The organism is Paenarthrobacter sp. NPDC089714, assembly GCF_044748905.1.
Classification (GTDB): domain Bacteria; phylum Actinomycetota; class Actinomycetes; order Actinomycetales; family Micrococcaceae; genus Arthrobacter.
This window is the reverse complement of record NZ_JBIVGX010000002.1, coordinates 66,336-79,846: the sequence shown is the minus strand read 5'-3', so window position 1 is coordinate 79,846 and position 13,511 is coordinate 66,336. Positions and strand designations below refer to the sequence as shown.

Annotated in this window: 13 protein-coding genes; 10 read left to right on the top strand and 3 right to left on the bottom strand. The window is 64.1% G+C overall.

The window, feature by feature from the left end; genetic code table 11:
• The first annotated feature begins 184 nt into the window (after nucleotides 1-184).
• Genes ACIPY3_RS04950 through ACIPY3_RS04930 form a run of 5 tightly spaced genes read left to right on the top strand, consistent with a single transcriptional unit; the run spans nucleotide 185 to nucleotide 5,836 of the window.
• Nucleotides 185-1,372, top strand: a complete 1,188-nt coding sequence (locus ACIPY3_RS04950) for a 5-(carboxyamino)imidazole ribonucleotide synthase (RefSeq protein ID WP_400330843.1) — start codon at nucleotides 185-187, stop codon at nucleotides 1,370-1,372.
• Entirely contained in the window at nucleotides 1,369-1,932 is a 564-nt protein-coding gene (purE, locus tag ACIPY3_RS04945) for a 5-(carboxyamino)imidazole ribonucleotide mutase (RefSeq protein ID WP_400330840.1), read from the top strand. Before ACIPY3_RS04950 ends, purE begins: the two co-directional genes overlap by 4 nt.
• A gap of 11 nt (nucleotides 1,933-1,943) precedes the next feature.
• Nucleotides 1,944-3,584 carry an LCP family protein gene (locus ACIPY3_RS04940; protein WP_400330837.1) on the top strand — a complete coding sequence of 547 codons (1,641 nt, stop codon included), beginning with the start codon at nucleotides 1,944-1,946 and terminating at the stop codon, nucleotides 3,582-3,584.
• Nucleotides 3,585-3,632: 48 nt separating this feature from the next.
• A complete protein-coding gene (manA, locus tag ACIPY3_RS04935) occupies nucleotides 3,633-4,898 on the top strand; it encodes a mannose-6-phosphate isomerase, class I (protein ID WP_400330834.1) in 1,266 nt (421 codons plus the stop codon).
• Between the two features lie 2 nt (nucleotides 4,899-4,900).
• The gene (locus ACIPY3_RS04930) at nucleotides 4,901-5,836 is read left to right on the top strand and encodes a lipid II:glycine glycyltransferase FemX (RefSeq protein WP_400330831.1); all 936 of its coding nucleotides are present in this window, start codon (nucleotides 4,901-4,903) and stop codon (nucleotides 5,834-5,836) included.
• A 162-nt stretch (nucleotides 5,837-5,998) separates the two neighbouring features.
• On the opposite strand, the gene glpX is transcribed toward ACIPY3_RS04930, so the two are convergent.
• Entirely contained in the window at nucleotides 5,999-7,021 is a 1,023-nt protein-coding gene (glpX, locus tag ACIPY3_RS04925) for a class II fructose-bisphosphatase (protein WP_387433369.1), read from the bottom strand.
• Nucleotides 7,022-7,220: 199 nt separating this feature from the next.
• On the opposite strand from glpX, the gene ACIPY3_RS04920 reads away from it, so the two are divergent.
• The 5 genes from ACIPY3_RS04920 to ACIPY3_RS04900 all read left to right on the top strand — a co-directional run bounded on the left by ACIPY3_RS04920 (nucleotide 7,221) and on the right by ACIPY3_RS04900 (nucleotide 12,484).
• Nucleotides 7,221-7,928: a DUF4245 domain-containing protein gene (locus ACIPY3_RS04920; RefSeq protein WP_400330828.1), complete on the top strand. Its 708-nt coding sequence runs from the start codon at nucleotides 7,221-7,223 to the stop codon at nucleotides 7,926-7,928.
• A 9-nt stretch (nucleotides 7,929-7,937) separates the two neighbouring features.
• Entirely contained in the window at nucleotides 7,938-8,552 is a 615-nt protein-coding gene (locus ACIPY3_RS04915; protein ID WP_400330825.1) for a carbonic anhydrase, read from the top strand.
• Between the two features lie 87 nt (nucleotides 8,553-8,639).
• The gene (locus tag ACIPY3_RS04910; protein WP_400330822.1) at nucleotides 8,640-10,067 is read left to right on the top strand and encodes a class II fumarate hydratase; all 1,428 of its coding nucleotides are present in this window, start codon (nucleotides 8,640-8,642) and stop codon (nucleotides 10,065-10,067) included.
• Between the two features lie 156 nt (nucleotides 10,068-10,223).
• Nucleotides 10,224-10,892, top strand: a complete 669-nt coding sequence (locus ACIPY3_RS04905; RefSeq protein WP_397324753.1) for a TetR/AcrR family transcriptional regulator — start codon at nucleotides 10,224-10,226, stop codon at nucleotides 10,890-10,892.
• A complete protein-coding gene (locus ACIPY3_RS04900; protein WP_400330819.1) occupies nucleotides 10,889-12,484 on the top strand; it encodes an MDR family MFS transporter in 1,596 nt (531 codons plus the stop codon). The genes ACIPY3_RS04905 and ACIPY3_RS04900 overlap by 4 nt, the downstream gene beginning before the upstream one ends.
• Before the next feature lie 4 nt (nucleotides 12,485-12,488).
• Here the strand turns inward: ACIPY3_RS04900 and ACIPY3_RS04895 are convergent, their stop codons facing one another.
• Together ACIPY3_RS04895 and ACIPY3_RS04890 are read right to left on the bottom strand one after the other, a co-directional pair.
• Nucleotides 12,489-12,962, bottom strand: a complete 474-nt coding sequence (locus ACIPY3_RS04895) for an NUDIX hydrolase (RefSeq protein WP_400330816.1) — start codon at nucleotides 12,960-12,962, stop codon at nucleotides 12,489-12,491.
• A gap of 17 nt (nucleotides 12,963-12,979) precedes the next feature.
• The gene (locus ACIPY3_RS04890; protein WP_400330813.1) at nucleotides 12,980-13,510 is read right to left on the bottom strand and encodes a prepilin peptidase; all 531 of its coding nucleotides are present in this window, start codon (nucleotides 13,508-13,510) and stop codon (nucleotides 12,980-12,982) included.
• Nucleotide 13,511: the final 1 nt, after the last annotated feature.

The following is a 13,511-nucleotide window of genomic DNA, read 5'->3' as shown; positions in this document are numbered from 1 at the left end:
CAAGGCCGTTGAAAAGTGGGCCGATGGGCCTCATCCATTTTAGCGCCGAATTCCAAGGGCTGCCCGGGAGTCGGCTGTGAGAACGCCTATACCCCTGTGCGCCGCACCACGTTAAAGGCGGAAAAGTTGGTACGAAAAGCCGCAGAATCAATGATCCCGCCACTGGTTCGGTAGGCTGAACCTTGTGACTTTTCCTGTTATTGGCGTTGTTGGCGGCGGCCAACTCGCACGCATGATGGCCCCGCCCGCTACCGCTTTGGGATTCGAACTCCGCGTTTTGGCTGAAGGTGAGGACGTTTCGGCCGTTGCCGCAGTGGCCACCGCGCCCATTGGAGACTACAAGGACCTCGATGCCCTCCTGGAGTTCGCCAAGGACGTGGACGTCCTCACGTTCGACCACGAGCATGTCCCCACGCAGCACCTCCGCGCGCTCCTGGACGCCGGCGTCAACGTCCAGCCAGGTCCGGATGCACTGGTCAACGCCCAGGACAAGCTGGTCATGCGGGCGGCCATTGACCGCCTTGGCCTGCCCAACCCGGAATGGTCGGCAGTTCACTCGGTGGACGAACTCGTCTCCTTTGGCGACAAGATCGGTTGGCCCGTCGTGCTGAAGACTCCGCGCGGCGGCTACGACGGCAAGGGCGTGCGCATCGTGGACTCCGCAGAGGAAGCCACGGAAACGGCTGACTGGTTCCAGACCATGAGCCCGCTGCTCGCCGAAGCCAAGGTAGACTTCAGCCGCGAACTCTCAGCCTTGGTGGCCCGCACCCCCAGCGGCGAATCGCGCGCCTGGCCTGTGGTTCACACCATCCAGGTGGATGGCGTATGCGACGAAGTCATCGCTCCGGCACAGAACATCTCCCTGGAGGTCGCAGCGGCAGCCGAAGAAGCGGCACTGCGCATTGCCAACGAACTTGGCGTTACCGGAGTCATGGCAGCGGAACTCTTTGAAACCCCGGGCGTGGGTGCCGGATTCCTGATCAACGAACTCGCCATGCGCCCGCACAACACCGGGCACTGGACACAGGACGGCTCCATCACCAGCCAGTTCGAACAGCACCTGAGGGCTGTCCTGGACCTTCCGCTCGGTGCCACCGATGCCCTGGCTCCGGTCACGGTCATGAAGAACTTCCTCGGCGGCGAAAACCAGGACCTGTTCGAGGCCTTCCCCATGGCCCTCGCTTTTGAACCCGCCGCCAAGGTCCACTGCTATGGAAAATCCGTCCGTCCGGGCCGCAAGATCGGGCACGTCAACTTGGTGGGCACCTCTGCTTCCGACGTCGACTCCGTGCGCGAGCGGGCCACAGCCGTAGCCAACACCATCCGCGACGGCCGCCTGCCGGCACAGTCCACCTCCGAGGAGACCGCATGACTTCTGAAAACACCGCTCCCCTTGTTGGACTCGTCATGGGTTCGGACTCCGACTGGCCCGTGATGGAGGCTGCCGCCGACGCCCTGGCTGAATTCGGCATTCCCTTCGAGGCTGATGTGGTCTCCGCCCACCGGATGCCCACCGAAATGATCCGCTATGGCCAGACGGCCCATGAGCGCGGCCTTCGCGTCATCATTGCCGGCGCGGGCGGCGCGGCCCACCTTCCGGGCATGCTCGCCTCGGTCACTCCCCTGCCGGTCATTGGTGTACCGGTTCCCCTGAAGACCCTCGACGGCATGGATTCCCTGCTCTCGATCGTGCAGATGCCCGCCGGCGTTCCCGTGGCGACGGTATCCATCGCAGGTGCACGCAACGCGGGCCTCCTTGCCGTCCGGATGCTGGCCTCCGGCACGGACGAACTCGCCGGCCGCCTCCGCGAAGACCTCCTCACCTTTGCGCAGGAACTCAATGACGTTGCCACCAAGAAGGGCCAGAACCTCCGGCGAAAGGTCGAAGAAGTCTTCGCACCTGCCGGCGATTCCGCACGGAGCACCCGCTAGGAAGGCAGCGGATGACCAGCATGCAAAAGAATACGTTTCAGTCGGGGGCAACGCTGACTGATCCTGTCCGCTATCCGTCCGGGGCCAGCGCCCCGGTACGGACCAAACGCGCCTTCGTGCTGGTCCTGCTCACCCTTTTCATCCCGGGCAGCGCCCAGATTGTCGCGGGCGACCGCAAATTGGGCCGGATCGCCCTCCGCGTCACCTTGGTTGTCTGGGCCTTGCTGCTGCTGACCTTGGTCCTTGCGTTGGTCAACCGCAGTGTCCTGCTGAGCATTGCAACGCATCCCGTGGGCTCGTTGCTGCTCATTGTGGTCCTGGTGGCGTTGGCCCTCGGCTGGGCGTTCCTGTTCATCAACACGCTGCGGATCATCCGCCCCACCTTGCTCGCCCCGGGAATGCGGCCCATCATTGCCGTGGTGCTGGTGGCCGCCACCGTCCTGGCGAGTGGCTCCTTGGGCTACCTCGCGTACGTGTTGAATGTCAGCCGCAACGCGATCGGCAGCATTTTCGACGCCGGTCCGGCCATCGACCCGGTGGACGGCCGCTACAACTTCCTGATGATGGGCGGCGACGCCGGAGATGATCGCACGGGTCGCCGCCCGGACAGCCTCTCGGTGATCAGCGTTGACGCCAAAACCGGTGAAAGCGCCATTATTTCCGTCCCCCGCAACCTCCAGAACGCACAGTTCAGCGAGGGTTCCCCCATGCGGAAGATCTACCCGGACGGCTACAACTGCGGCGATGAGTGCCTCATCAACGCCGTCAACACCGAGGTCACCAACAACTACCAGAACCTCTATCCCGGCGTTGCCGATCCTGGAGCGCAGGCGACTTTGGAGGCCGTGTCCGGAACACTGGGCATCACTGTCCAGGCCTACGTCCTGGTGGACATGGACGGCTTCGCCAAGCTGATCGACGCCATGGGCGGCATCCGCGTCAAGGCAGGTGGTTGGGTACCCATCAGCGGTCCCGTCACCGACGAAGCCAACGGAATCCACGGCATGCCCGACGGCTGGATCCCCGCGGGTGATGTCCACCTCGATGGGTTCCACGCTCTGTGGTATGGCCGCTCGCGCGAATTCGTAGATGACTATGCCCGGATTGCACGCCAGCAATGCGTCCAGCAGGCCATGCTGAAGCAACTCGACCCTGCGACGCTGCTGACCAAGTTCGAGGACATCGCCAACGCAGGCACCAAGGTGGTGGATTCCAACATCTCATCCTCGCAGTTGGGCAGCTTCGTGGACCTGGCACTGAAGTCCAAGGGGCAGCCCGTCCAGCGGCTCACCATAGGACCACCGGACTTCGAGGCCTCGTTCTCCACGGTTCCGGACTTCGACCTTATCCATTCCAGGGTCCAGCAACTGTTGGCCTCGCAGAACAGTCCCAAAGCGGACGACGCCATGGTGCCCGGCACCAAGCCGGGAGCAGGCACCGTTACTGCCGCCGGCGCGGTTCCTGCCCAGCAGTCCAGCGTCCGGCCAGCCGGCCAGCAGCCGTCGCCGTCGTCGTCGGACTTCACGCCGGTGACCACCACGCCCGATGGAACACCCATCACCGAGGAGCTGCTCAACGGGCTCAAAGCGCAAGGCGACGAACAAGGCATCCGTGACCTTGTGGCCACCAACGGCCAGTGCGCCCCGCTGTAGCCACGCAGCCTCCCGCCCACGTTCACGCAACCTAAAGGACTTTCTTTCGTGTACCAGATTGAGAATGTTTTGCGGCCCTATGTTTGGGGTTCGACGACGGCGATCGCGGAGTTGCTGGGCCGGTCCGCCTCGGGCGGCCCGGAAGCAGAGCTGTGGATCGGGGCGCATCCTGATTCCCCCTCGACGGCGGTCCACCCTAACGGTGTAAGGCAGGCGCTGGATGAACTCATTGCCTCGGATCCCGGGCATTTCCTGGGCGAGGAGAGCGTGGCGGAATTCGGTCCGCGGCTGCCTTTCCTGACCAAGCTCCTGGCGGCCGAGCAGCCGTTGTCGCTGCAGGTCCATCCCAGCCTGGAACAAGCGCGGGAGGGTTGGGCGCGGGAGAACGCCGCAGGGCTTGCGGCCGGCTCTGCCGAACGCAACTACAAGGACGACAACCACAAGCCGGAAATGATCTATGCCTTGACCCCGTTCAGGGCGCTGTGTGGATTCCGGCCCGCGGCGCAGTCCCGGAGCATCTTTGAACACCTGGCAACGGTGATGGACTCCGCGGCCATGGACGTACCGGCCATCATCACCGGCGTGATCGAAGACCTCGGCCGGGCAGAGGAATCCGCGGCCCTGAAAGCGGCCTTCACGCGGCTGATCGAAGGCGGACGTGAAGTGTCCGAGGCCGTGGTGGAAGTCGAATCGGTGCTCCGTTCGGGTGCCCCACGCGAACCGCACGAAGAGGCACTGACCGCGATGCTGGGCATCAACGAGGCCTTCCCCGGCGATCCCGGAGTGCTCATTTCGCTGCTCCTGAACCACTTGACCCTCGAGCCCGGCGATGCCGTGTACTTGCCCGCAGGAAACGTGCACGCCTACATCCACGGCCTGGGCGTGGAAGTCATGGCCACCTCGGACAATGTGCTGCGCGGCGGCCTGACGCCCAAGCACGTCGATGTCCCCGAACTGCTGAAAACCGTTCGTTTCGAGGCCCTCGGGGTTCCCCACGTGGTGGCCGAAGGCACCGAGTTCGGCCAGGAACTGTACCGCCCGCCGTTCAAGGAGTTCCAGCTGCAACGCATCGAACTGGGCCCCACGGCCGAGCCCGTGCCCTTGGCGCAAACCGGGCCCGCCGTCGTCGTGGTCGTGTCCGGGTCCGTGGTCCTCGACTCCCCCAAGAGCGATCTCCGCCTGGAACGCGGCGCCGCCGCGTTCATCCCCGAGGTGGAGAATCCCGTGAACGTCCATCCTGTCCAGGGAGCCACCGAAACCAGCGTGGCCTTCGCCGTCACCACGGGACTGTCATCCTGGGCGAAAGGGAACTAAGCATGGACCACTTCCTCCAAACGTCCGCCTGGGCCGATGTGCAACGCTCCCTGGGCCGCCGCGTCCACGAGCAGTCCGGTCCCGGCTGGAGCTTCCTGGCCATCGAGGAAAAGAACCCCGCCGGAAAAGTGATCTATGCGCCCTACGGCCCCGTGGCGGACTCCGTGGAAGCTTTCGACGCCGCTACTGCCGCCTTGATGGCTTTGGCGAAGGAAGAACGCGCCGTGTTCGTCCGCATGGAGCCCGTCTCCGCCGGGTTCTCCGCGTCCGACGCCGGCCCCCTCCTTCGGGCGCGCGGCTTGCAGCCCGCTCCGGCCAACCAGCAACCGGAACTGAGCTGGATCGTGGACCTTGAAGGTGACTTCAAGGACGTCCTGGCGGGCATGAAGCCCACCAACCGGAACCTGTACCGGAACATCCACAAAAAGGGTGTCACTTTCCGGGCGTCACAGGACCCCGCGGACATTTCCGTGCTGCTGCACTTCCTGCACCTCACTGCAGCGCGCAACGGCTTCAAGCCGCAAAGCGACGAGTACCTCACCAGTGTGGCGCAGTCCCTGCTCCCCGCGGGCGCCGGAACCCTCTTCATCGCAGAGCTGGAAGGCGAACCGATCGCGGCGGCCTTTGCGTATGACTCCTCGGATACGCGCGTCTACGCCCACGCCGCCTTGGATGACACCCACCGCAAGCTCAGTGCAGGCATCCCGCTGCTGGTCACCCTCATGGCCGATGCCAAGGACAAAGGCCTCAAGCACGTGGACCTGTGGGGCGTGGCCCCCGAAGACAAGCCGGACCACAAATGGGCAGGCTTCACGGCCTTCAAGAAGTCCTTTGGCGGCCGTGAAGTCTCCTACCCCGGTACGTGGGACCTTCCGGTCAACAAACTCCGCTACGGCGCTTATCAACTGGCACGCAAAGTCCGCGACCGGCTCCGCTGATTCTCTCTTCCCAGCGCGAAGGCCAGGGCCTCGGCACCAACGCCCCCGGAATTAGCGGAAGGCGCCCCATCGCGTCAGCGGCATCAAATCGACGAGGTACGAGGAGATAGCCGCAGAGCGATGGGGCGCCTTTCGCGCCCAGGGCGCGACAAGTCCGGGGTACTACGCCTTGCGCGCGTACGTCTCCCACTTGGATGCGTGGTGCTCGGCGTCGACGAAGCGCACCGTGCCGGACTTGGAACGCATCACGATTGACTGCGTCAGCACGCGGTCCTTCTGGTAGCGCACGCCGCGGAGGAGGTCGCCGTCGGTGATGCCGGTGGCTGCGAAGTAGCAGTTGTCCGAAGTGACAAGGTCATTGGTGGACAGGACGCGGTCAAGGTCGTGGCCGGCGTCGATGGCCTTCTGCTTCTCGTCGTCGGAAGTGGGCCACAGGCGGCCCTGGATCACGCCGCCGAGGGACTTGATGGCACAAGCAGCAACAATGCCTTCCGGCGTGCCGCCGATGCCCATGAGGGCATCCACGCCGGTACCGCTGCGGGCCGCGGCGATGGCACCCGCGACGTCGCCGTCCATGATGAACTTGGTGCGCGCGCCGGCTTCACGGATTTCCTCCACGAGGGGGCGGTGGCGGTCGCGGTCCAGGATCATGACGTTGAGCTGGCTGACCTTGACGCCCTTGGCCTTGGCGATCAGGTGCAGGTTCTGCTTGACCGGAAGGCGGAGGTCCACCATGTCGGCAGCCTCGGGACCGGTGACGAGCTTCTCCATGTAGAACACGGCGGAGGGATCGAACATGGAACCGCGTTCGGCCACGGCCAGGACGGCAAGGGCATTGTTGATGCCCAGGGCAGTCAGACGCGTTCCATCAATGGGGTCTACGGCAACATCGCACTCCGGTCCGGTGCCATCGCCAACCTGTTCGCCGTTGAACAGCATGGGGGCCTCGTCCTTTTCGCCTTCGCCGATGACTACGACGCCGTTGAAGTGGACGGTGTGGAGGAATGAGCGCATGGCGTCGACGGCGGCACCGTCTGCCTTGTTCTTGTCGCCGAAGCCAACCCAGTGGCCGCCGGCAATGGCTGCGGCTTCGGTGACACGGACGAGTTCCAGTGCGAGGTTACGGTCAGGCTCGTCGATTCCGACGGCGAGCGACGGCGAAATCGTGGAAAACTGCTGGGTCATTGGTGCAGGAGACACTTGAACCTCTTCTTCGAGTGACGATTCACGGGACCGGACACGGTTGCACGAGGCCACCTGTGGTCCCTCTCCATTGATCATAGTCGCCGGAGCTCCTACCGGGCGGTTGATGACCACCGCATCCGTTGGGCCTGGTGAGGTTCCCGGTTGTGTGTTCACAGCAGCGATAAGGGACTATGGAAGAGTGAGTGAAACGCAGGACAAGCCCGCGGCCGGCAATGGCCCCAACGCCAATGAGGCCAGCCCCACCAGTAACCCGGACGCCCCGTACAAGCCCGTCATTCCGGCGAAAGCCGCCAAACGGGCCAACGCCTCGGTCATTGGCATGATCATCGCGCTGGTGCTGTGTGTCCTGGCCTTCCTTCCCGTCGTTCTCATGAACCCCGCACCCAAAGGTGAGAACTTCCGACCCGCAGTGGACGTCGCAGGCATCGCCCGGAACGCCACCGATGTGGCGGGATTCACACCCGTCACCCCGGATACCGGCGACACATTCACGCCAAACTATGCCCGGTGGGAAACCGGCACCGCCACTGGCGTCCCCACGTGGGAGGTGGGCTACCTGACGCCCAAGGAGGCGTTCATCGGCTTGATCCAGACGCGGCAGGCCAACCCCACCTGGGTGTTGCAACAGACGGGCAACCTCCCGGTCACGGGAACCCGGAACGCCGGCGGCCAGGACTGGGAACTGCGCGACTCCGGCAAGGACAAGCGCAGCATGACGCTGCAATACAAAGGAACCACCATCATCCTGAGCGGCACCGCAAACCTCGACGAGTTCGCCACCCTGGCGGCCGCCGTCGTAAAGTCCGCGGACCAGGCCCCCGCAGCAGGCTCCACTTCCCCACAACCCGGCGCAACACTTTCGCAGCCTGCCACCCCCGCGCCGTAAAGTAATCAGGTGCCTACTAATCTGACTCCGGCCCTGGCCTGGCAACGCCTCCGCGAGGGTAACGAACGTTTTGTCTCCGGCGAATCCCAGCACCCCAACCAGGATGCTTCCCGCCGCTCCTCCCTCCTCGAGGGACAGAATCCCTTCGCCGTCATTTTTGGCTGCGCCGACTCGCGCCTCGCGGCCGAGATCATCTTCGACCTTGGCCTGGGCGATGCCTTCGTGGTCCGCACGGCCGGCCAGGTGATCGATGACGCGGTCCTCGGTTCCCTGGAGTACAGCATCAGCGAACTCAAGGTTCCCCTGATCGCCATCCTGGGCCACGACAGCTGCGGCGCCGTGACAGCCACCAAGGGAGCCGTGGAAACGGGTGAGATGCCACCGGGGTTCATCCGCGACCTCGTGGAACGCATCACCCCCTCTGTGCTGACCGCCAAGCGCAACGGCCAGGAAGACGTCAACGACATGGTGGTGGAACACGTCAAGCAGACCGCGGATCGCCTCGCGGACAGCTCACGTGTGATTTCCGACGCCATTGAGGACGGCCGCGTGGCCATGATCGGTCTCTCCTACAAGCTCGGTGAGGGCCAAGCGGCCCTTGTTTCCGCCATCGGACAGGTCTAGGACAACGTGCCCCGGCCCCTCGGCCGGGGCACGTAGCACTGCCTTCCGGGTTTTCGGTGGAGCCCGCAATCGCCCTAAGCTAGCCCCATGACTTCCACCACTGAGTTCCGTATTGAACATGACACGATGGGCGAAGTTCGCGTCCCCGTGAACGCCCTGTACCGCGCCCAGACGCAGCGTGCTGTGGAGAACTTCCCCATCTCCGGCAAGACGCTGGAGCGCACGCACATCGAAGCACTTGCACGCGTCAAGAAGGCCGCTGCACTCGCGAACGCCGAACTGGGAGTGCTCGATGAAGAGCTCGCCAAGGCAATCGCTTCCGCAGCGGACGAGGTTGCGGCCGGCAAGTACGACGGCGACTTCCCGATCGACGTTTTCCAGACCGGCTCCGGCACGTCCTCGAACATGAACACCAACGAGGTCATCGCAGAGCTGGCTTCGCGTGCCCTCTCCGCAGCAGGCAGCGACAAGGTGGTCCACCCCAACGACCACGTGAACGCTTCCCAGTCCTCCAACGACGTCTTCCCGACGTCCGTCCACGTTGCAGCCACCTCTGCCCTGATCAACGACCTGATCCCGGCCCTGGAGTACCTGGCCGCGTCCCTGGACCGCAAGGCCGCGGAGTTCAAGGACGTCGTCAAGTCCGGCCGCACCCACCTCATGGACGCCACCCCCGTCACGCTGGGCCAGGAGTTCGGCGGCTACGCCGCGCAGGTCCGCTACGGCATTGAGCGCATCAACGCCGCACTCCCCCGCGTCGCCGAAGTTCCCCTCGGCGGCACCGCGGTGGGCACCGGTATCAACACACCGGCAGGCTTCCCGGAGCGCGTGATCGAACTGCTCGCTGCAGACACCGGCCTGCCGTTGACCGAAGCCCGGGACCACTTCGAGGCCCAGGCCAACCGCGACGGCCTGATCGAAGGCTCCAGCCAGCTCCGCAACATCGCGATCTCCTTCATGAAGATCAACAACGACCTCCGTTGGATGGGTTCCGGCCCCAACACGGGCCTCGGCGAAATTGCCATCCCTGACCTGCAGCCGGGCTCCTCCATCATGCCGGGCAAGGTCAACCCCGTGATTTGCGAAGCCTCCATCATGGTGTGCGCCCAGGTCATCGGCAACGACACCGCCATCGCCTGGTCCGGTACCAACGGTGCCTTCGAGCTCAACGTCGGCATCCCGGTCATGGCCGCCAACCTGCTGGAGTCCATCCGCCTGCTGGCCAACACCAGCCGCGTCATGGCCGACAAGATGATCGACGGCATCACCGCCAATGTCGAGCGCGCCCGCTTCCTGGCCGAGGCTTCCCCGTCCATCGTGACCCCGCTGAACAAGTACATCGGCTACGAGAACGCCGCCAAGATCGCCAAGATCGCCGTCAAGGAAGGCCTGACCATCCGCCAGGCCACCGAGAAGCTCGGCTTCGTCGGCGAGGGCGAGGGCAAGGTTTCCGAGGCCGACCTCGATAAGGCCCTCGACGTCACCACCATGACGTCCCCGGCCCACAAGGCTTAGGCGCACCAACCCGCAAGTACGACGACGGCCGGTACCTTCCGCACGGAAGGTGCCGGCCGTCGTCGTCCCCGGCCCTTTCCGCTACCCGAACCATGTGGGGAACGACACTCCACTTTCTTTTTGCACTATTGAATACTTAGTGCAAAACTTTACTCTGTGAGCAATAGTGCAAATATCGACGGCGGCCTCCGCGAGCGCAAGCGCGCCGCCACGAGGTTAGCGATCACCGCCGTCGCCCGCACCCTGACCGCCGAACGGGGTCTGAACGGCTACACCGTTGAAGAGGTGTGCGAAGCGGCGGGCATTTCGCGGCGTACCTTCTTCAACTACTTCCATTCCAAGGAAGACGCCGTGATCGGGGCCTTCTCCGACGACCTTCCCCAGGATGCGCTGGATGACTTCAACCGCGATCCCGAACGTCGCCCCGACGGCATCTCGGACACCCTGCTGGCAGCCCTCTACCACCTCACCGTGGACATCGTGGAGCGATCAACCATCAGCCGCACCGAGGTCCACCAACTGATCGCCGCCATCAAGGCCGAGCCCCAACTCCTTGGCCGCATGACCTTGGAGGGCGAGGCCCGGGAACTGCAGTTCATGGAACTGATCGCCCACCGCGAAGGCCTCTCTCCCGGGCACCCGGAAATCGTCATGGCATCGGCCGTATTCGGAGCCGTTTCCAAGAAGACCTCCCACCAGTTCTTCTCGGAGGACAACACCCGGCCCTACCGCGAGCTTCTTGACCAGAACCTCGCCGCGGCCCGGAAACTCTTTTCGCAACCGCTGGACACCACCCCCGCACAGACACCGAAGGACCCCGCATGAGTACACTCTCGAAGGCAGCCGAGCCGCTGCTCTTGACCCAGAAGAGGATCTGGATCATCTTCTCTGCCCTGATAGCGGGCATGCTGTTGTCCAGCCTGGACCAAACGATCGTCTCCACGGCCATGCCCACCATCGTAGGCAAGCTCGGCGGCGTGGAACACCAGGCCTGGATCACCACGGCCTACCTCCTGGCCACCACGATCGTCATGCCGATCTACGGCAAGTTCGGTGACATCCTTGGCCGGCGGAACCTGTTCCTCGTCGCCATCGCCCTGTTCACCCTGGCTTCGGTCGGTTGTGCCTTCGCTACGGAGTTCTGGGGCTTCGTGGTGTTCCGGGCCATCCAGGGCCTGGGCGGCGGTGGCCTCATGATCCTGTCGCAGGCCATCATCGCGGACATTGTGCCGGCCAAGGAACGCGGAAAGTACATGGGTCCGCTGGGCGCCATCTTCGGCCTCTCCGCCGTTGCCGGTCCACTGCTGGGTGGATTCTTCGTGGACCACCTGACCTGGGAATGGGCTTTCTACATCAACATCCCCATCGGCATCGCCGCCTTTATCACGGCCTGGTTCACCCTGACCCTGCCGAACAAGAAGGCCGAAAAGAAGATCGACATCCTTGGTGTCGTCTTCCTTTCCGCTGCCACCACCTGCCTCATCTTTTTCACCGACTTTGGTGGCAAGAAGGACGAAGGCTGGGATTCACCGTTGACGTGGGCTTTTGGCGCCGGCATGGTCCTGGCCGCATTCGCCTTCGTCATGGCTGAACGCCGCGCCGAGGATCCCATCATTCCGCTGAGTCTGTTCCGCAACCCGATCTTCATCAACGCCACGGCCATCGGCTTCACGCTGGGCCTGGGCATGTTTGCTGCAATCGCCTTCGTGCCGACGTTCCTGCAGATGTCCTCCGGAACCTCAGCGGCCGAGTCCGGCCTGCTCATGCTCCCCATGATGGTGGGCCTCATGTGCACGTCCATCTTCTCCGGCATCAGGATTTCCAAGACGGGCAAGTACAAGCTCTACCCCATCCTGGGCGCGGCCTTGACCATCCTTGCCATGCTCTGGTTGACCACCCTGACCGCCGAGACGCCCATCTGGATGATTTGCGTACAACTGTTCATTTTCGGCGCCGGGCTGGGCTTGATCATGCAGGTCATTGTCCTGGTGGTCCAGAACTCGGTCCCTGCGGACCAGATCGGTACCGCAACCAGCACCAACAATTACTTCCGCGAAGTAGGTGCGTCCTTGGGCGTAGCGGTCTTTGGCTCGATCTTCACCAACCGCCTCGCTGAGTCCTTGACCAAGGCCTTCACCGGCGCCGGAGCTTCATCCGAGCAGGCCTCGCAGTCCACCAGCACCCTGGATCCGCAGGCCCTGGCGCAGCTGCCGGAACAGCTTCGGGACGCGATCGTGAACGCCTACGCCGACTCCCTGGCACCTGTGTTCTGGTACCTCGTGCCGTTCATCGCCATCGCCCTGATCCTGGCCATCACCCTGAAGCAGATCCCGCTCTCGGACACGGCCGGCATGGTTGCCCGCGGTGAGGCGATCGGCGGCGCCGAGGCCGAGGAACTCGAAGCCGCCCGCCGCTGATCTGCTACTCCGTCTGGTACGCCACGGGGCCTTCGGGCTCCGTGGCGAGCCGTATGGCCTGCAGGTGTCCGTGGCTCATTTCGGGGAGATCGTCCAGGTGGAACCACTGGACATCCAGCGACTCGTCGTCGTTGACCCGGGCCTCACCGGAGACATACTTGCAGCGGAACGTGATATCGAGGAAATCGCATTCGTCGCCGTTCGGAAAGGTCACCGGACCTACCACTCCGACCCCGATGATCCGTTCGGTCTCGGCTACCACGGCTGTTTCCTCGAAGATTTCCCGGACCAGACCCGGGGCCGGGTGCTCCCCCGGGTCCAGGATCCCCGTAATCGGTGTCCAGTGTCCGTTATCCGATCGTTGGCACAGGAGCACCCTGCCTTCGTCATCCAACACGATGCCCCGGACTGCAGGCAGCCACAACGGGTCATTCCCGATTTTTTCCCGCAGCTTCAGCACAAACTCAGGTGCACCCATGCAGCCAGCTTACGGCGTCATGCAGGCAGGACAACCATGGCTGCGGCAGCCCCTGCCAGCATGAACGGTCCAAAGGGAATCGCCGAGGCGAGGCTGCCCCTCCTGGTCACGATGATGACCAGCCCCCACAGCCCGCCCAGGAGGAACGCCAGGAAGGTTCCCGCGAATACGTGGCCCCAGCCAAGGTAGCCCAAGTACAAACCCAACACCCCGGCCAGCTTCACGTCCCCGAATCCCATGCCTGGCGGATAGACGAGCCGGAGCAGGAAATAGAGGACCCACAGGGCAGCAGCACCGGCAAGCACCCCGAGCCCCGGAATTCCGGCCAGCGCGCCGTCCATGCGTGACCCGGAGAGCAGGGCCGCAGCCAGGAGCAGGATCCCGGCCACCCCGTACGACGGGAAGACGATGCGGTTGGGCAGCAAATGGCTTCGAACGTCGATCACCGTGAGCCGCACCGCCATGACCACGAAATAAAGGGACGCCAACAGCACCAGCCAGAAGGCAAAAGGGGCGGCGTCCCAGAGGTCGGCGAGTCGTCGGATCACC